Source organism: Acinetobacter pittii, from assembly GCF_034064985.1.
Lineage (GTDB): Bacteria > Pseudomonadota > Gammaproteobacteria > Pseudomonadales > Moraxellaceae > Acinetobacter > Acinetobacter pittii_H.
Genome location: NZ_CP139249.1, coordinates 2,101,018 through 2,120,768 on the forward strand (window position 1 = coordinate 2,101,018; position 19,751 = coordinate 2,120,768).

General features: G+C 37.4%; 19 protein-coding genes. 13 read left to right on the plus strand and 6 right to left on the minus strand.

Annotated elements, in window-relative coordinates:
* Positions 1-4: 4 nt before the first annotated feature.
* The 3 genes from rsmG to SOI76_RS10015 all read right to left on the minus strand — a co-directional run bounded on the left by rsmG (position 5) and on the right by SOI76_RS10015 (position 2,427).
* Positions 5-637, minus strand: a complete 633-nt coding sequence (gene rsmG, locus SOI76_RS10005; RefSeq protein WP_104079535.1) for a 16S rRNA (guanine(527)-N(7))-methyltransferase RsmG — start codon at positions 635-637, stop codon at positions 5-7.
* 87 nt (positions 638-724) lie between these two features.
* The gene (gene murU / locus SOI76_RS10010) at positions 725-1,414 is read right to left on the minus strand and encodes an N-acetylmuramate alpha-1-phosphate uridylyltransferase MurU (protein WP_104079534.1); all 690 of its coding nucleotides are present in this window, start codon (positions 1,412-1,414) and stop codon (positions 725-727) included.
* The gene (locus tag SOI76_RS10015; RefSeq protein WP_104079533.1) at positions 1,414-2,427 is read right to left on the minus strand and encodes an aminoglycoside phosphotransferase family protein; all 1,014 of its coding nucleotides are present in this window, start codon (positions 2,425-2,427) and stop codon (positions 1,414-1,416) included. Before SOI76_RS10015 ends, murU begins: the two co-directional genes overlap by 1 nt.
* Before the next feature lie 120 nt (positions 2,428-2,547).
* Here SOI76_RS10015 and ostA point away from each other — a divergent pair, with 120 nt between their 5' ends.
* Together ostA and surA are read left to right on the plus strand one after the other, a co-directional pair.
* Positions 2,548-4,983 (plus strand): LPS-assembly protein LptD, encoded by a 2,436-nt coding sequence (gene ostA, locus SOI76_RS10020; RefSeq protein ID WP_104079532.1) that lies wholly within the window; start codon positions 2,548-2,550, stop codon positions 4,981-4,983.
* Complete coding sequence (surA, locus tag SOI76_RS10025) at positions 4,983-6,293, plus strand: peptidylprolyl isomerase (protein ID WP_104079531.1); 1,311 nt, start codon at positions 4,983-4,985, stop codon at positions 6,291-6,293. Before ostA ends, surA begins: the two co-directional genes overlap by 1 nt.
* A gap of 119 nt (positions 6,294-6,412) precedes the next feature.
* On the opposite strand, the gene fba is transcribed toward surA, so the two are convergent.
* The 3 genes from fba to pgk form a co-directional block, all read right to left on the minus strand.
* Entirely contained in the window at positions 6,413-7,450 is a 1,038-nt protein-coding gene (gene fba, locus SOI76_RS10030; RefSeq protein WP_002121428.1) for a class II fructose-bisphosphate aldolase, read from the minus strand.
* A gap of 121 nt (positions 7,451-7,571) precedes the next feature.
* Complete coding sequence (locus tag SOI76_RS10035; protein WP_104079530.1) at positions 7,572-7,817, minus strand: hypothetical protein; 246 nt, start codon at positions 7,815-7,817, stop codon at positions 7,572-7,574.
* Between the two features lie 123 nt (positions 7,818-7,940).
* Positions 7,941-9,128: a phosphoglycerate kinase gene (pgk, locus tag SOI76_RS10040; protein ID WP_032007254.1), complete on the minus strand. Its 1,188-nt coding sequence runs from the start codon at positions 9,126-9,128 to the stop codon at positions 7,941-7,943.
* Positions 9,129-9,266: 138 nt separating this feature from the next.
* Here pgk and SOI76_RS10045 point away from each other — a divergent pair, with 138 nt between their 5' ends.
* The 11 genes from SOI76_RS10045 to SOI76_RS10095 all read left to right on the plus strand — a co-directional run bounded on the left by SOI76_RS10045 (position 9,267) and on the right by SOI76_RS10095 (position 19,743).
* Positions 9,267-9,650: a DUF2237 family protein gene (locus tag SOI76_RS10045; protein ID WP_057076123.1), complete on the plus strand. Its 384-nt coding sequence runs from the start codon at positions 9,267-9,269 to the stop codon at positions 9,648-9,650.
* A complete protein-coding gene (gene maf / locus SOI76_RS10050) occupies positions 9,650-10,243 on the plus strand; it encodes a Maf family protein (protein ID WP_057076122.1) in 594 nt (197 codons plus the stop codon). The genes SOI76_RS10045 and maf overlap by 1 nt, the downstream gene beginning before the upstream one ends.
* A gap of 30 nt (positions 10,244-10,273) precedes the next feature.
* Positions 10,274-11,437 carry a cupin domain-containing protein gene (locus SOI76_RS10055; RefSeq protein WP_032053781.1) on the plus strand — a complete coding sequence of 388 codons (1,164 nt, stop codon included), beginning with the start codon at positions 10,274-10,276 and terminating at the stop codon, positions 11,435-11,437.
* Positions 11,438-11,781: 344 nt separating this feature from the next.
* Positions 11,782-12,345 carry a TetR/AcrR family transcriptional regulator gene (locus tag SOI76_RS10060; protein WP_032053780.1) on the plus strand — a complete coding sequence of 188 codons (564 nt, stop codon included), beginning with the start codon at positions 11,782-11,784 and terminating at the stop codon, positions 12,343-12,345.
* Positions 12,346-12,813: 468 nt separating this feature from the next.
* Positions 12,814-13,125: an ArsR/SmtB family transcription factor gene (gene arsR / locus SOI76_RS10065; protein WP_002121379.1), complete on the plus strand. Its 312-nt coding sequence runs from the start codon at positions 12,814-12,816 to the stop codon at positions 13,123-13,125.
* 409 nt (positions 13,126-13,534) lie between these two features.
* Complete coding sequence (gene sstT / locus SOI76_RS10070) at positions 13,535-14,737, plus strand: serine/threonine transporter SstT (RefSeq protein WP_017399485.1); 1,203 nt, start codon at positions 13,535-13,537, stop codon at positions 14,735-14,737.
* A 5-nt stretch (positions 14,738-14,742) separates the two neighbouring features.
* Positions 14,743-15,423 (plus strand): YoaK family protein, encoded by a 681-nt coding sequence (locus SOI76_RS10075; RefSeq protein WP_104079529.1) that lies wholly within the window; start codon positions 14,743-14,745, stop codon positions 15,421-15,423.
* A 3-nt stretch (positions 15,424-15,426) separates the two neighbouring features.
* Entirely contained in the window at positions 15,427-15,963 is a 537-nt protein-coding gene (gene yaiL, locus SOI76_RS10080; protein WP_016141220.1) for a DUF2058 domain-containing protein, read from the plus strand.
* 358 nt (positions 15,964-16,321) lie between these two features.
* On the plus strand, positions 16,322-18,169 hold the full coding sequence (locus SOI76_RS10085; RefSeq protein ID WP_104079528.1) for an ABC transporter ATP-binding protein: 1,848 nt from the start codon (positions 16,322-16,324) through the stop codon (positions 18,167-18,169).
* Positions 18,169-18,609, plus strand: coding sequence for a MaoC family dehydratase (locus tag SOI76_RS10090; protein ID WP_002121358.1), 441 nt, complete (start codon positions 18,169-18,171; stop codon positions 18,607-18,609). Before SOI76_RS10085 ends, SOI76_RS10090 begins: the two co-directional genes overlap by 1 nt.
* 108 nt (positions 18,610-18,717) lie before the next feature.
* The gene (locus SOI76_RS10095; RefSeq protein ID WP_016141223.1) at positions 18,718-19,743 is read left to right on the plus strand and encodes an AraC family transcriptional regulator; all 1,026 of its coding nucleotides are present in this window, start codon (positions 18,718-18,720) and stop codon (positions 19,741-19,743) included.
* The last annotated feature ends 8 nt before the right edge of the window (positions 19,744-19,751 follow it).

Here is a 19,751-nt window from a genome sequence, read left to right on the forward strand (position 1 = left end):
TTATTTAAATACGTTGAAGTAAAAGTAAATGACGTTGTTCATCAAGTCTTGGTACATTAAGCTCAATCACTTTACATGAAAAGTCCTGCTTAAGTTGCTCAATTTCCTCAACTGGCACAACACCTTTCATTGCTGCAATTATACTGCTCTGATGTAAATATGGCTGAGCTGCATCTACAAAATCCGTTAAAGAAGCAAAAGCGCGACTTGTAATCACATCAAATTGACCAAGCTCATCAATTGTATCTTGATTTTCAACGCGTGTTTGCACGGCCATTACGTTTTTAAGCTTAAGATCAGCAATAAACTGTTTCAAAAAACGAATTTTTTTACCATTTGAATCAAGCAATACACATGAGCGTTCCGGCTGACATAAAGCAATGATCATGCCCGGCATACCACCACCTGTACCCACATCGAGCAAACGACCTGCTGGCAAATCTTTCAAAATACTTAGACTATCCAACAAATGCTTCACTAACATTTCTTTCGGATCACGAATCGCTGTTAGATTATAAGCTTTGTTCCAAAGTACCAAAGCATCTTGATACTTCAACAATAATGTCAAAGCTTCATCGCTAAGCGATAAACCTAATTTTTGACTACCCTGTTGTAACTCTTGAAAAAACGGATGCATAAACAGATAACATCTAAGTAAAATTTAAAACAAAGTATACCGATTTATGCATCGTGGAACACTAGTTAACGATTAGGGATTACACACTTAATCGTAGAAGCCTTCACGAATTTGCAAATCTAGCTCCATTAAACGCTCAGGCGTTCCCACATCTACCCATGCACCTTTAAGCTTTTCACCAGATATTTTTTGATTGTGCATCGCTTGCTTCAACAGTGGGGCTAAAGGACGTTTACCCGCTTCCAATCCATCAAAAAGCTTAGGATGGATAACAGATACACCACTAAAAGTGAGGTTCTCACCCGTCACATCTTGATCAAATGTAAAAGCGCGACCATCCAATAATGTAAAGTCGCCTTCAGGATGCTGTTTAGGGTTATCAACTAATACAAGATGGGCTAAATCATCATTTAACTTAATATGGCGGAGAGCTTCAAAATCCATTGTGGTCCATACATCTCCATTCACCAGAATAAACGGATCTGTTCCAAGCAGTGGCAAAGCATTAATAATTCCACCAGCTGTTTCTAGTCCTTCATCCTCTCGTGTCCAACGGATATCAACACCGAATTGAGAACCATCGCCTAAGCTACTGATGAGTTTATCTGCCAACCATGCAGAATTGATGACTATTTCAGTCACACCAATTTTCTTAAGTTTTTCAATATGCCACACAATTAGGGGCTTACCGCCTACCTCGAGTAAAGGCTTTGGTGTATATAGCGTAAGTGGACGCATACGATTGCCCAAGCCAGCAGCAAGAATCATTGCTTTCATTATGCTGCTACCTCATAGCTACCATATTTCTCGATAAATTTAGGCATCACGATGTTATTTATAAATGCCATAAACTCTTCAAGCTCAGCGTAACCACGGCTTTCTTCGAGTAAATACCACATGACACGTGGTAAATCCTTCAAATAACCAGACTTACCATCACGTTCAAACAAGCGAACAAAAATGCCTAAAATTTTAATATGGCGTTGGATCGCCATTAAATCTGCATCACGTTTAAATTGATCAAAACTACGGTTTTGTTTTGTCGACGCTGGCAACAGGTCATAAAAAACTTTAAACCATTGATAAACACGATCAGCGTTCCATTGAACATATGCATCACGAGTAATCGAAATTAGGTCATATGTATCAGCGCCAATAACGGCATCTTGGAAGTCGATTACCCCTAACTCTTGCTCATCGGTAATTTTCATTAAATTACGGCTATGAAAATCTCGATGTACAATAACTTGCGGTTGGGCTAATGCAGTACGAGCCAAGAAGTCAAATGCATTATCAATCATTTTTTTCTGTTCAGCAGTCGGCTGAATAGAAAGCGATGGCAACATCCAGTCTGTGAGTAGCTGCATTTCCGACATTAATTTTTCGTAAGAATAAGCTGGGAACTGATTGGTCCCGCCAATAGACTGCAAGTGAATAAGCTGCTTAAAACTTTGCTCGTAGTATTTATCAACTGTCTCATCAGTTAATAATGTCGATAAAAGTACATCACCAAAGTCTTCCAATAACAGAAAACCTTGAGTCAGATCTTTTGCGATAATCTGAGGCACACGTACGCCATGGCTCGCAAAAAACTCGTCAATGGTCACAAACGGAACACAGTCTTCTTTTTCTGGAGGGGCATCCATGAGCATATACGTTTTATTTTGTAACTCGATACGCGCATAACGGCGGAAGCTTGCATCACCTGCCAAAAAAGCGATCTTAAATTGATCATTTTCAAGAACAGATGTAAGCCATGTATATATCAATTGTTCACGTTGTGTATTCATTTGCAATAAAATCTAAAACAAGCTGAGATTTTTGAAGGGTTAAGTGTAGCCACTTATAAACTTTTTCTCTATGATGCGACAATAATTAATTGTGAATTAGCATACTTGGTTAATGAGACAATGAAGCATCAGTTTAAATTTAATCCTTTAGCGACAGCTATTTTTACGCTCTTATGTGGCTCCATACAATCAAGTTATGCTGAGTCAACTGATGTTGTCTCCAATATAGACAATAATCAACTTAAAGCGAGCATCAAGGAAGCTTACCCAGGCCAAGAATTTTTTCAGCAATACTATGTTGATAAATCTGCACCTGAAGCTCAGCTTCGTGACAATAAATATTTAAGCTCGGCATTTTGCCAAGGTACATGGGTTACACCGATTAACCCTGAGACAAAAGCTTTAGATGCCGATAAAGCGACTTCTGTCGTTACGGCTAACTACGGACATTACAATCCAGCGGGTGATTCTGTTTTAGAAGGTGACGTCGTTATTGATCAGGAAGGACGCACAGTTCGAGCTGACAAAGTAACGATTGATAAAACCCAAACCTTTGCACATGCACAAGGTCGAGTACAGTTAGCTCAAGGCGGGTTACTTTCACAGAGTGATGAAATTAATTACAACCTAAAAACCCAAACCGGGAATTTAGACAATAGTTTCTATATTTCTGAACAGCAACATGCCCATGGACACGCAGGAAAAATCGAAAGAACCTCACCAAATGTTATGGTTCTTAATGATGCCACCTATACGACTTGCCCACCAGGCCAAAAACCTGGTTGGAAAATCCAAGCCAATAAAATTGAGTTAAATCAGGAAACTGGACGCGGCGTAACTCGTGGAACAAAACTATATGTTAAGGACGTTCCTGTTCTAGCTGTTCCCTACTTTAACTTCCCAATTGACGACCGCCGTACTACCGGTATTCTCAATCCACAGTTTGGTTTCTCAAACGATGGCGGTGTTGAGCTTTCTGTTCCGGTCTATTTAAACCTTGCACCTAACTACGATCTGACACTTACTCCACGTTATTTAGCAGATCGTGGTGCAATGTTAAAAGGTGACTTCCGTTATTTAACCGATGGCTTTGGCGCTGGTGAAATGTGGGGTGGCATCTTGCCATCTGACAAAGGTTATGACGATAAAGATCGTAAAGATTTCCATTTTTTACATAATTGGGAAATTAACGATCAGTGGTCTACCAACCTTGAATATAACTATGCATCAGATAAAGATTATTTCTCTGACTTAGATAGTAGCCCTAACTCTAAAACCGATCTTAACTTACGTAGAGCATGGGAACTTAACTATCAACATGGTATTCCGGGTTTAAAAGCACAGCTTAAAGTCGAAGATTTCCAGACACTTGATCCTCAAGTTAAGGATGCAGACAAACCATATGCACGTTTGCCGCAATTCTTGTTGAATTACGTCACAGGTAATCCATTAGGCTTACAATACGAATTTAATAACGATACTGCATACTTTAAGAAATCAATTAATGATGACTCTGCTCAGGAAAGTAGTGGTACACGTTTCTATAACCAGTTTGCAACGCGCTATAACTACCGTACACCAGCAGCATTTGTGATCCCAGAAGTTTCTGTACGTTCTATTCAAACATTTTATGATAAAGACACTCAGTTAAATAACCCTGGCGGTTCTGAAAATAAATCAGTCGTTGTACCTCAGTTTACTTTAGATACCGGACTGAATTTTGAGCGTGATGGTAAGTACTTACAAACACTTACACCACGTGCTTTCTACGCCTATGCACCATACAAAAATCAGGATGGCTACCCTAACTTTGACTCAACCACTGCGTCAGTAAGTTATGATCAATTATTTAACCCTTACCGTTTCTATGGTCATGACCGCCTTGAAGACAACAACTTTTTATCATTAGGTGTAAGTTATAGCCTCTTCGATACAGTAGGTTTAGAGCGTTTACGCGCAAGTGTTGGTCAAAGTTATTATTTCGAAGATCGTCGTGTCACTTTAAAACAAGGTCAAGATGAATTTGACACCGAGCGTAACACTGGCCCTGTTATAAGCCTATCTAGCCAACTTAATCAAAACTTCACTATTGCTGCTAACTCAGCATGGATGTCGAATGGCGACAATGCTCAACGTGACTTCCAAGTTTACTATACAGGTGATAAAGGAAATCTATACAACTTAGGCTATTTCTATCGTAAAGATATTCCTGGTCGCCAAGATACCTATGATCAAGTTGTTGCATCGTTTATACAACCAATTAAAGACAATTGGCGTATTATGGGGCACGTACAATATGACATGGACAATGACGTTGCCCGCGAACTCTTACTAGGAGTTAACTATGAGTCATGTTGCTGGGGTATTTCTGTCTACGGTCGCTCGTACTATAACGATCTAGACGATCCGAAAACTTCAGATGTTAGTGAAAAGCGCGCGATCATGGCCGAAATTACACTAAAAGGTTTAGGTGGTTTAAACAATAAACTCGCGTCTTTACTTGAAAATCGCGTTTTAGGTTTTAACAAAATTAATCAATCTTGGACACAACGTTAATGAAGACAAAGCATCTTAAACAGTTTTTTAAAGCAACTACACTTGCTGCCCTAATCTCTTCATCAATGCATAGTTTTGCCCAACCCGCTGATGAAGTTGTGGCAATTGTGGACAATAGCGTAATTTTAAAAAGCGATCTTCAACAAGGTATGGCTGAAGCAGCTCATGAACTGCAAGCACAAAAAAAAGAAGTGCCACCTCAGCAATATTTACAGTTTCAGGTATTGGATCAATTAATCTTGCGTCAAGCACAGCTTGAGCAAGTTAAAAAATATGGCATCAAACCTGATGAAAAGAGCTTAAATGAAGCTGTACTCAAAGTAGCTAGTCAATCTGGGTCTAAAAGTTTAGAAGCTTTCCAGCAAAAACTAGACGCTATGGCTCCAGGCACTTATGAAAGTTTACGTAGTCGAATCGCTGAAGATCTAGCGATTAGCCGTTTACGTCAACAACAAGTCATGTCTCGTATTAAAATCAGTGATCAAGATGTAGAAAACTTCTTAAAGTCACCTCAGGGACAAGCTGCGCTAGGTAATCAAGCACATGTAATTCATATGCGCATTTCTGGTGACAATGCACAGGAAGTTCAATCTGTAGCTCAAGAAGTGCGTTCAAAGCTTGCGCAAAGTAACGATATAAATGCATTGAAAAAACTTTCAACTGCAAATGTAAAAGTTGAAGGTGCTGACATGGGTTTTCGCCCACTGTCTGATATTCCTGCCGAACTCGCTGCTCGCATTACTCCTTTACAAGATGGTCAAACAACTGACTTAGTATCGGTACGTGATGGTGTACATGTTTTAAAGCTTATTGAACGTAAACAAAATGAGCAAAAAGCTTTAGTACCTCAATTTCAAACCCGCCACATTCTCATTCAACCATCTGAAGTGGTGACTCTTGAGAATGCCAAGCAAATTATTGATAACATCTACAAACGTTTAAAAGCTGGTGAGGATTTTGCAACATTAGCAGCAACCTATTCAAATGATACAGGTTCCGCTCGTGATGGCGGAAGTTTAGGCTGGGTAACACCTGGAATGATGGTGCCTGAATTTGATAAAAAAATGCAGGAGATTCCTGTAGGTCAGATTAGTGAACCATTCCAAACTCAATTTGGTTGGCATATCTTACAAGTGACAGACAAACGCGAAAAAGATATGACTCATGAATATCAAGAGCGTATGGCACGTCAGATTTTAGGTGAACGTCAATTTAATACCGAAATTGATAGTTGGTTACGTGAAGTACGTGCAAATGCATATGTAGAAATCAAAGATCCAAGTCTAGACAAAAAGAACTTACAAAAGTAAGTTCTTCTATTGTCATTAAAACCTGTGTCTATCACAGGTTTTTTTATGAATGGAATTTACCTAATAAAAAAACCGGTTATATAAATAACCGGTTTCTATAAATTAGACCCTAACGGGAATTATTTATAACGATCAACCATTTTCTCTAAAGAAATTGGACGAATCTTGTCAGCATTTCCAGCTGTACCAAATGCTTCATAGCGATCAATACAAATTTGCTTCATTGAATCTACAGTTTTAGCAAAGTATTTACGTGGATCGAACTCAGCAGGGTTTTCAGCCATAAACTGACGAATTGCACCAGTAGACGCTAAACGTAAGTCTGTATCGATATTGATCTTACGAACACCATGTTTAATTGCTTCTACAAGCTGTTCAACAGGTACACCATAAGTCTCTTTAATATCGCCACCGAACTCATTGATTACTTTCAACCATTCTTGCGGTACAGAACTTGAACCATGCATAACAAGATGAGTATTTGGTAATGCCGCATGAATTTCTTTAATACGGTCAATCGCCAAGATATCGCCTGTAGGTGGACGAGTGAATTTGTAAGCACCATGTGAAGTACCTACAGCAATCGCTAATGCATCTACATTAGTATCGGCAACAAACTGAGTCGCTTCTTCAACAGAAGTAAGAAGTTGTGAGTGATCAAGTACACCTTCTGCACCAACACCGTCTTCTTCACCAGCCATACCAGTTTCAAGGCTACCTAAACAGCCAATTTCACCTTCGACAGAAACACCACATGCATGTGCTAAAGCAACAACATTACGAGTTACATCAACGTTGTATTCGTACGATGTAGGTGTTTTACCATCTGTACCTAATGAACCGTCCATCATCACTGAGCTAAAGCCAAGCTGAATTGAACGCTGACAGATATCAGGGCTTGTTCCATGGTCTTGATGCATTACCACTGGAATATGTGGCCATTCTTCAATTGCAGCCAAAATAAGATGGCGTAAGAATGGAGCGCCTGCATATTTGCGAGCTCCAGCTGATGCTTGAACAATTACAGGTGAATTGGTTGCATCCGCGGCAAGCATAATTGCACGCATTTGTTCTAAGTTATTTACGTTAAATGCTGGTACGCCGTAGTTATGTTCAGCAGCGTGATCCAAGAGCTGGCGCATTGAAATGAGTGCCATAATATCCTCCCAGGTAGTGCGGCTTATTCTACCCTGTCATTTATTTCAATTCAGCAACAAATCACAGTATTTCAAAAAAAATCCCCGCATTTGCAGGGATTTTTTAACAAAAAACAACAAATTAATGTGTTTCTGAAGCAGCAGCCTCACTTGGTGCACTACCTTCAACCACATCTGTATTTTTTTCATCTAGAACTGGCTTATCAATCGCATCAATTGCTGCTTGTTGCTCAGGCGTTACTTTTTCAGAAACAGCAGTAGAAGCTGCCGATTCTTGTCCAGCTTGAGATGCGTCATCTTTCTTCGCACAAGCAGTCAACATCATCGGTACAATTAACACAGCAGCAAATGTAAGCTTTAAATTCATCACTATTGTCCACAGTTGGTGATTTAATGCTCAACATTTTATTGCAGATATATGACAGTTTAATGACTTATCAATGAAAAAGGGAGTGGCTACCCAATCCCTTCTTATTTCTATACAACAATATTAAGCACGTTCAAGTAAAACAGCCACTGCAGGCAATGTCTTTCCTTCAACAAACTCAAGGAACGCACCACCACCTGTAGAAATATAACCAATTTGATCAGCTACATTATATTTATCAATTGCAGCTAATGTATCTCCGCCACCAGCAATAGAGAACCCTTCAGATTGAGCAACAGCAAGAGAAAGCGCTTTAGTACCTTCACCAAATTGATCTACTTCAAATACACCCACTGGGCCATTCCAAAGAATCGTTTTTGATGTTGTTAAAATATTAGCAAATGCTTTAGCAGTTTCAGGACCAACATCTAAAATCATGTCATTTGCAGTCACATCTTCTACTTTCTTCACAACAGCTTGAGCTGCTGCTAAAGAACCTAAGAAATCTTCAAAATTAATTTGCGATGCATCAGCAACCACAACATCTGTAGGAAGTGGAACACTTACTTTAGCGGCAATTTGTTTAGCAGTTTCAACCAAGTCAGCTTCATATAATGATTTACCAACATTGAAACCAGCAGCTGCTAAGAATGTATTTGCAATACCACCACCAACGATCAGTTGATCACAGATACTAGAAAGTGAGTTTAAAACATCGAGTTTAGTTGAAACTTTAGAACCAGCAACAATTGCAACCATTGGTTTTTCTGGAGTTTGCATTGCACGGCCTAGAGCATCCAACTCAGCAGCCAACAAAGGACCAGCAGCAGCAACTGGCGCAAAACGAGCTACACCTTCAGTAGATGCTTCTGCACGATGAGCAGTACCAAATGCATCCATAACAAATACGTCACATAATGCAGCATATTTTTGAGCTAGCTCTGGATTATTTTTCTTTTCACCATGGTTAAAGCGTACATTTTCAAGCAATACAACTTGACCAGCTTCAACTTCAACGCCTTCTAGATAATCTGTTAATAATTTAACTTCTTGACCCAATACTTCTGTTAAATAAGCAGCGACTGGTGCAAGTGATTGTTCTGGCTTTGGTTCACCTTCAACAGGACGACCTAGATGTGAACATACCATCACTGCTGCGCCTTTATCTAAAGCAGCTTTAATAGTTGGTAATGCTGCACGTAAGCGAGCATCGCTAGTAATCACACCATTTTTGACAGGAACGTTTAAATCTTCACGAATAAGGACACGTTTGCCTGTTAAGTTAAGGTCAGTCATACGCTGAAAATTCATGTAAAGCTCTCTTTATGATTTTAAAAACGCGCCAATTTTAAATGATTACATCAAAAAAGGTTAGTTTTTTTGCATAAAAGCTGTAGAAAGCCCCAGTTTTGATTATGATAGAGGTAGTTATTTGATATTTCACCCATTATGTCTATTCATCCAGATCCACAAATCAATCGCTTAAATGTTTTAGGGGAACCTTTAGCAAGTTGTTGCTTTGACCCTATTACAGGCTATTTTAGAAATGGTTTCTGCCACACAGCAGTAACAGACCTTGGTCAGCACACTGTCTGTGCACAAATGACTTCTGATTTCTTAAATTTTTCTCAAAAAATTGGCAATGATCTCATCACGCCTTTACCAGAAGTAGGTTTCCCGGGTCTAAAACCGGGTGATTTCTGGTGTATCTGCGTAACGCGTTGGGTAGAGGCTTATCAAGCTGGCGAAGCCCCTCCTATTAAAATACATGCATGTCACCAAGCTGTATTAAGCTATGTACCTTTAGAAGTACTAATGGAATTTGCAGTGTAATGGTTCAGCCACAAATTATTTTGGCATCAAGCAGTCAAACGCGTAAAGCCTTAATGGATCGCTTAGGGATTAATTATATCTGTGTTAGTCCTGATATTGATGAGAGCCCTCGCAATGAAACCCATGCCGATGAACTTGCGAAAAGACTCGCCTTCACAAAAGCCCAAGTGATTGCTAAACAGAATCCATCAGCAATCGTTATTGGTTCAGATCAAGTCGCGTGGCGAGAACATGCCCCGCATGACTTTATTGGCAAACCGATGACTATTGAAAATGCTAAATCACAACTAGCAGATAATTCTGGTCGAACTGTTTTTTTTAGTACAGCTCTTAGCGTGCAATGGCTCGATAGAAACTTTGAACAAACACTCGTTGAACATTATCAAGTTAAATTTCGAAACCTGAATCAAGCTGAAATTGAACGATACGTTTTATTAGATCAGCCACTACATTGCGCTGGTAGCTTTAAGTGTGAAAGTTTAGGGATCAGCTTGTTTGAAAAAATGATAGGCCAAGACCAAACAACACTTATGGGTCTTCCTATGATTCAACTTTGCCATATTTTAAGGCAGCTTGAGCTACAAATTCCTTAATTTTAAATGTTTTACAAATAGGTTATTTCCATGACAGAACCTTTAACAGTTTTAGGCGGTATTACTGCCGAACAATTCTTAGCAGAATATTGGCAGAAAAAACCTTTGTTGGTACGTAACGGATTGCCAGAGATTGTAGGTCTTTTAGAACCCCAAGATGTGCAAGAACTTGCTTTAGAAGAACATGCAAGTGCCCGACTCATTCGCCAAAAAGATAGAAATCCAAATGAATGGCATGTAAAGTCTTCACCCTTAACCAAAGGTGACTTTCAAAAGCTACCAAAATTATGGACTCTTTTAGTACAAGCAGTAGATCACTACTCTTTTGATCTTTCTGAACTGTGGAAAAAATTTCCTTTTATTCCTCAATGGCGCCGCGACGATATTATGGTGTCTTATGCACCTAAGGGTGGTTCAGTTGGGAAACATTTCGATTTCTATGATGTGTTTTTAGTTCAAGGTCATGGACACCGTCGCTGGCAGCTAGGACAAATGTGCGATGTAAATACTGCATTTGTACCCAATCAACCATTAAAACTTTTGCCAGAAATAGATGTGCAATTTGATGAAGTTTTAGCACCAGGTGATTTACTCTATGTTCCACCTGGAATGGCACATTACGGGGTTGCTGAAGATGATTGTTTAACGTTCTCATTTGGCTTTCGCATGCCAAACGTTGCAGGAATGATGGAACGTATTAGTGATCAATTTTCAGCTAATACTTTATTGCAAAACCCTGTTATAGATATCGCACGCAAACAAATAAGCCAAATTGGCGAAATGAATGCAACTGAACTGAGCTACCTCAAAGATTTAGTTTTAGCTCAGTTACAAGATTCTTCGGCACTTGATGCAGCAATCATATCGTACATGAGTGAACCTAAATATCCTGATAATATTCCAGAACCTGATGAGATTGAAGCTGATGATCTTAAGGAGATTTTACACGAGGGTTATGAAGTTCTATTAGAGCCAGCCTCTCGCTTACTCTACACAGAAAATAATGGAGTTCTAAGCTTCTGGGGAAACGGCGAAGCTTTATGTATAGCTGAAACTTTCGCACCAAAATTAAGAGCTATCGCTAATGGGGAAAGTCTAGCTTTCGATAGCGAATTTAATGAACTTGAAATCCTTGAGAATGTTGCTTACTTACTCAATGAATCTATTTTGATGCTTTTACCTCCTTCAGAATAGGAAGCTTTACCGAAAAATGGACTTTTTATGGAAATGAAAAGTCCATTTTTCTAAATAGATTATTAGTCAATATTGCTTTAAGATTCTAAATAAACTTATGGTAAAAATAATTAACTTCAAGAAGTTTGAAATATAATTTAGAAAATTTAAAAGCTAAATTATTTAAAAATATATTCTAGAAATTATTTCCTCTTTCCTTAAAAAGTAAAACTTCAGCGTTTAAAAAAATAATATCTTTTTTCTATCAATAACAAACAATACCTTGTAAAATTAAGTCATCTAGATTCTCATTGATAAAGATCACCATTCAAGCTAATAGCAATTCATTTGTGAGAGGCTAAAATATGTCGAAAAAAGATGACATTATTAACACCGCATTAAGACTTTTTAACTCGTATAGCTATAATTCTATAGGTGTAGATCGCATCATTAATGAATCTGGCGTTGCAAAAATGACTTTTTATAAGCATTTCCCGTCAAAAGAAAAATTAATTGAAGAGTGTCTACTTCTACGTAATACGCTTTTACAAAACTCTCTTACCGCAGCCTTATCAAAACATGATGAGTTAGACCCTCTTGCAAGAATTAAAGCAGTTTTTTTATGGTATTCCGACTGGTTTAATAGCGAAGATTTTAATGGCTGTATGTTTCAAAAGGCTTTGGAAGAGGTTTTAAAACAATACCCTTCAACACATCAACCAGCAACATTATATAAAGCCTGGTTAACTCAACTCATGCAAAATTTGCTTAATCAGTATGATGTAAAAGAACCAGTTCCCCTATCCTTGTTATTAGTTAATATTTTGGAAGGCATGACCATACAAGCTCAAGTTGAACATGGATCAATAAAGATTAATGATTACTGGACTCGAGTAGAAAAGTTAATCGACTTTGAAAGAGCTGCATAAAAATAAAGCGTGATATTCTTCTTCTTATATTTAATGATTCTTCTTGTGTATCACGCTGCGTCTGAAAGTCATTTTGGTTCAAATTTAGACGTTTTTTTCGACCTTACTAAACCAAAATATACAGACCTGTCTGTACAAAACAGATTATATATTTAAAAAATAAAAACTCAAACATTTTTTATGATTTGCTTAAAGATAAATTAGATTTAACTATTTATTGGAACTGAATTTGAATTATTTTAGGTTGACTTCGGTTCACTTATACTTAACAATTACACTTATAACACAAAGCAACACTTTAGACACAAAATAACTACAAATAGTTGTTTTTAATTAGAAAGACTACTTATTTATCAATTCCTCTTATATTGCTTTTCAACAAAAACAATTGGATTGATTAGTTTTGCTACATTCATTTTCGTAAGATCAATCTATACTATGCCCGCTATATTGATATAGGTATAAAGTATGAAAGATGGACTCCAAATTGAAGAAATGAAAAATGCGGCTGATTCAGTCGTTGGAATTCTTAAATCTTTGGCTAATACAGATCGTTTATTAATTTTATGTCACTTAGCTTATGAGGAGTTAAATGTTTCTCAGATTGAAGAGAAGACCCAAATTACCCAGCCCACTCTTTCACAACAACTTATGATGCTACGCAAAAGTGATGTTGTATCAACCCGTCGTGATGGTAAGCAAATTTTTTATTCAATTAAGGATGACAATATGCATTCAATTTTAAATACGCTTCATCAACTGTACTGTGCAAGTAAATAATATTTTTTAAATTATAAATTTATAATAATAGTAGTAACTTCCTGAAATATGCGATTTTTCAGCTTGAAAGCTTAGAGTCCAATCCAAGCACAAAGTTTTGAAAATTCGCGTAGCTTTTCTAAAAAGCTCAACCATATTTAACTTTTTGCCACTCTATTTTCTTTAGCCTATTCCATGCTTTCACAGCTTTTTGATATACCTAGTTTTTTTAATGAGCAATTAACAAGCAAAACCACGAACTACAAAATTAAAATTATCAAATTAAGGCCAATAAAAACAAATATTTAATATTACCATTAATTATAAATACTTATAGGTGCTATAAAAAAGCTTAAGATTCACATCACTTAAGTATAAAATACTCCGCTTGTTCAACCTTTAGCCATGATTAGGTTAATAAGGCCTTTATATGCTTGCATTCTTTTCTCGATTAAGCTTAGTCACTAAGATTATTATCGCCATTATTCTAGGGATAGGCGTTGCATTACTATTTCCGAACGTTACGCCTTACTTAAGTTTATTTGGTGAGCTTTTCATTAAAGCCTTAAAGTCGGTTGCCCCTATTTTAGTTTTTGTATTGGTGCTTTCTTCTATTGCCAACTTCCAAGTAGGTCATAGCGCCAATTTACGCCCAATTATGATTCTATATGTGGCAGGTATGTTGCTTGCAGCTTTCACAGCTGTGATTGTCAGTCTTTCTTTTCCAAGCACATTATTCCTCAATACAGTTTCACATAATGATTTACAAGCGCCTGGTAGTCTCGCAGATATATTAAAAAACTTGCTCTTAAGCTTTATTGCGAACCCTGTTCAAGCAATTAGTGAAGCTAACTTTATTGGTATTTTAGCTTGGGCAATTGGCCTAGGTTTAGCTATGCGCCATAGCTCAGATACCACAAAACAAGTGATGCAGGATGTATCACATGCTGTAAGCGCTATTATTCATAAAGTAATTGCTTTTGCACCAGTCGGTATTTTCGGATTAGTTGCTGTGACTTTTGCCGATGCTGGTCTTGCAACACTTGAAAGCTATGCACAATTATTAGTGGTATTGTTAGGTACCATGTTCTTTGTTGCTTTAGTTATTAACCCTATTCTTGTTGCCCTTACTATACGTGGAAATCCATACCCTCTCGTATTTAAGTGTCTAAAAGAAAGTGGTATTACAGCTTTCTTTACTCGAAGCTCAGCAGCAAACATTCCAGTTAACTTAGATTTGGCAGAGCGTTTAGGTGTTAACCCATCTACAGCTAGTGTATCTATTCCTTTAGGTGCAACAGTAAATATGGCAGGTGCAGCAGTCACGATTACTGTACTTACATTAGCTACTGTACATACGCTTGGCATTCATGTTGATTTTGCGACAATGGTTATTTTATCAGTTGTTGCTACTGTTTCAGCTTGTGGTGCTTCTGGTGTTGCAGGTGGTTCTCTACTTCTGATTCCAGTAGCTTGTAGTCTATTTGGTATTTCAACAGAAATTGCTATGCAAGTTGTAGCTGTTGGTATGATTATCAGTGTATTGCAAGACTCTACAGAAACAGCCCTTAACTCTTCTACAGATGTTTTATTTACCGCAGCTGTAGATATCCGCTCTAAGCAAGCTTCATAAACGAAATGCCACTTCAGCGCCTACCAAACTGGTTCCAACTTGGAGCCTTTTTACTGGCATTTAATGCTGGAATGATTAATGTATTAGGGTTAATTACCCTTTTACATCAATCGATCTCACATATGACTGGCAACGTTAGTATGCTAGCGATGAGTTTGGTAGAGTGGCAACCAGAACATATTATTTTTTTGCTTCTGGTGATTATTTGTTATGTTTGCGGTTCATTTTATAGTGGTTTTATTTTAGGCAGCAGTCATTTTCGACTAGATCGTCGTTACGGTTTACCTTTGAGCCTGGTAGCCTTCTTTATTTTTCTTTGCTGGCTATTACTTCCTTATTTTCCACGCTATGGATTATTATGGGCATGTACAGCAATGGGTTTACAAAATGCGATGGTAAGCCACTATAAAGGAACGATCATCCGCACTACCCATCTATCTGGTGTATTGACAGATATTGGTTTAGCGCTTGGATATAAAGCCAGAGGCTTAATTGTAGAAAAACGTCGTATTGTTTTACATTTACTTATTTTTGCTGGCTTTCTATTGGGTGGAATTCTTTCCGCTGTAGTACATCCATATTTGAAACTACAATCATTTTTATTGCCGGCAATTTTAAGCTTAGCCTTAAGTATCTCTTACTGGGTAGTTTATCTTTATAGCACTTCAACTTCACATAAGGATTAAGACATGGTTAAAAATGCCTTACAAGCACAGCTACTCAAAGCTGGTTTAGTTGATAATAAAAAAGCAAAAAAATTAACTAAACAAGCTCATCACGAACAACGTCTTGGACTCAGTGATGAGGCTGAAATCAAAGCGAATATTGAAAAAGCTCAACAAGAAAAATTAGCTAAAGATCAGGCTTTAAATTTAGAAAAACAGAAACAGCTTGAAGAAAAAGCACTTAAAGCATCAATCATTCAGATGATTAAACAACATAAAATTACTGATTTTGCTGGTGATGTGGCTTATCAGTTTATTGATGAAAATAAAATCAAAAAAGTTTATTTATCTCAGCAAGTTTATAACGCACTTGTTGCTGGCAGTTTAGTCATTGCTAAAGATCAAGATCAGTACGCCTATCTTCCAAAAGCGTTAGCTGAAAAAATTGATCAAAAAATGCAAGGTTTCATTTTAATTAATAATGCTGAGAAAAATGAACAGGCCACCGATGAAGAAGATCCATATGCAGCATATGTTATTCCAGATGACTTAATGTGGTAATACCATAATTTGGCCTTTATGATACAAATCTAAAGGCCTTTCTAATATGTATAGCTGTAATAATTTAATAAATGTTCAAAATACGAAGAAAAAATACTTAAAGAATAAATTCGTTCACCCTTTATCTATTAATCTCGATATAATGAATAATATTTTAGTCCTCGCGACGTTCTGAAGATTTCTTCAGGTCTCCAATTTTTGCGTCATCTATTAATTAAAGACGTACAACATAATCAGTTCATGTGTATTTGCACATACTCACAAGATCGAAACCCTAAGTGATATTGATCTAACTGACTTTTTACAAATTAAATTGCAAGATTTAATTAAGTGGCTTTTGTCTCAAAGGTAGTAATTCATGCTGAAGTGGTTTGAAAAACTTGTAGATCCCTACCCAACTAAAGGTTTGGATGAACCTTTACCGACTCGTTTTTTCCCATTTGTTTGGCAAGCTACAGAAGGCGTACGCCCTTATTTATTTTTACTTATTCTTTTTACAGCAGGTGCTGCAAGCTTTGAAGCCTTACTTTTTTCAAAGATTGGACAACTCGTAGATTGGTTAAGTAAAAGTCATCCTGAAAGCTTTTTAAGTCAGCATGCTAATGATTTACTAATTTTGATTGGTGTTTTATTTACTAATATCTTTTTTGTAAATATACAATCTATTATCAAACATCAGATTTTATATAGTACCTTCCCAATGCGTTTGCGCTGGCGCTTCCATAATCTTTTATTGAAGCAAAGCTTAGACTTTTTCCATAACGACTTTGCAGGACGACTTTCTGCCAAAGTTATGCAAACAGCATTAGCAATCCGTGAGTTCTGGATTATTTTGGGTGACATGTTGGCCTACGTCAGCATTTACTTTATTACGGTCAGTATTGTTCTTGGGGCAATTTCGCCAATCCTGCTTATTCCTCTTTTAGTTTGGTTAAGTCTATTTTTATTAAGCGCATGGTTCTTTATCCCCCGCTTAAGTAAAGTTTCTCAGCAACAAGCCGATGCTAGAGCGATCATGACTGGCCGCGTAACAGATGCGTACACTAACATTCAAACTGTAAAATTATTTGCTCACGCTGGTCGTGAAAGCCAATACGCAAAAGCATCAATGAAAGAGTTTATGACTACAGTCTATGCTCAAATGCGTTTAGGCACCCTCTTTGAAGTCAGCATTAATATGTTGTCTGCTGTTTTGTTTGTAGGTGTAATTGGTACCTCTGTTTGGTTATGGACTCAAGGTTTAGCGGCCTTAGGTGTAATCGCAGCAACGACGGCAATGATTTTAAAACTTAATAGTATGGCTGAATTCATGATGTGGCATATGTCAGCCTTATTTGAAAATGTTGGAACCATTCAAGATGGTATGCAAACATTAGGTAAAAAAATCAATATTCAAGACAAACCGGATGCAAAATCACTGAACGTCACCAAAGGCGAGATTGTATTTAAGGATGTAAGCTTTGCTTATAATAATAAAAATGTAATTGATCACTTCAACTTACATATTAAAGCAGGCGAAAAAATAGGTATTGTTGGACGTTCTGGCGCAGGAAAGTCGACGCTGATTCAGTTACTTTTACATTTTTACCATCTTAAGCAAGGTGCTATTTTAATTGATGGCCAAAACATCGAAGATGTAACTCAAGATAGTCTAAGAGCTAATATTGCTTTAGTTACTCAAGATACGTCTTTATTGCATCGCTCAGTTGCAGAAAATATTAAATATGGCCGCCCAGATGCGTCTGATGCGGACATGGAAAATGCTGTAAATAAAGCCAAAGCTGCTGAATTTATTCCACAATTAGTTGATTTAAAAGGACGTAGTGGTTATAACGCTCAGGTAGGTGAACGTGGTGTCAAACTTTCTGGTGGGCAAAGACAGCGTATTGCTATTGCACGAGTATTCTTAAAAGATGCTCCTATTCTTATTTTAGATGAAGCAACAAGTGCATTAGATTCGGAAGTTGAAGCAGCGATCCAGGCAAGTTTAAATGACCTGATGGTTGATAAAACCGTTATTGCAATTGCTCACCGTTTATCTACTATTGCACAAATGGACCGTTTAATCGTTCTTGATGAAGGTCGAATTGCTGAACAAGGAACTCATGAAGAGTTAATTGCGCAAGATGGTATATACGCACAATTATGGAAACGTCAAACAGGTGGTTTCTTAATTGAGCAAAAAGTATTACAGGGTCAAGATTAATGCTTTATTTAGAAGATTTGAAAATTGGTGATCGTTTCATTAGCCGTGAATATGAAATTACCTTAGATGAAATCAAAAAATTCGCAAGCTCGTATGACCCTCAACCCTTCCATATAGATGAAGAACAAGCTAAGCACGATCCAATTTTTCAGGGGATCGCTGCTAGTGGTTGGCATACTTCTGCAATTACTATGCGATTATGGACAGAATGTATGCCGATTCACGGTGGCTTAATCGGTTCGGAATCAAGTTTACGGTGGCCACGCCCTACTCGACCGGGTGATAAAATTCATGTTGAAGCTGAAATTTCAGCAATCACACCATCCAAAACAAAATTAGATCGTGGTATTGTAAGTTACGTTACGCAAGCCTTAAATCAAAATGGTGACGTATTACTTATTTCAACAACAAAAATTGTTGTCTTTAAAAAGAATGTTTAAAACATGGTTGATATGATTGTCTAACAGTTTTTATAAACTCAGATTATATTTCATGACAAGATGCGTAAGAAATGCATATGACAAATTGATGAGAGCAATGGAACGCATATGAAAATTACCTCAGCTCGTCAAGATCAAGGTATTCCAGGAGTCTATGGCTTATTGCTATTAGATGTTGTTTCGCGTTGGGGATACAACGATGAAACATTATTTGCTCCATTTAATCTTACTAGTGAGCAACTCGCCGATCCTGATTATCGTATTTCTACACCTGTAGCAAATGAACTGGTTAAACACGCGCTTAATTTAACTGGTGAAACTACGTTGGGTTACCATCTTGGTACTCAAATGCGTATTTCGATTCATGGCTTCATTGGCTATGCAATTATGACAGCCAAGGATATTACAGAAGCAATTGCTCTTGCAGCACGCTTTATTCAATTACGTTTACCCTTTTTACAATTATATTTTTCAACGTTTGGCCCCAAAGCGACCTTACAATTGCAATGTGATATCGAACTTGAGCCTTTACGTACAGAAATCGTTTTAGGTTTGACCATTGGTATTATGAGCATGGCCAAAGCGATTACGGGGATTGAAGACTTAGCCGGCGATGTAGATTTAGATTTTCCTGAACCTGAAGGTTTTGAAAAATATAGAAATAAATTAAGCAGTACAATTCGGTTTAATCAACCACATTTGATCTCAAGTTTTGATAAAAAATACTTAGGACTTAAGTTAATCAATTCAGATCCAATCGCCAGTCAAGTTGCCATTAATCAATGTGAAGCTGAACTTTCTGCTTTAGGTGAACGCCGTCGTTTAGCAATGCGTGTTCGTGATATTTTAAGTAATTCTGAACAACATTATTTAAGCATCGAAAATGTAGCTGAATGTCTACATATGTCAGATCGGACACTCAAACGTCAATTAGCAGCGGAAGGAACATCATTTTCCACGTTAGTTGATGAAGTACGCTATCGACATGCAACATCTTTACTTTCACGTACAGATTATAGTCTTGAACAAATTGCAGATGAACTTGGCTATTCGGACGTTGCAAATTTTAGCCGTGCTTTTAAACGCTGGAGTGGTCGCAGTCCGAGCAACTGGCGTAAAGACCCATACTTATAATGTTAAAA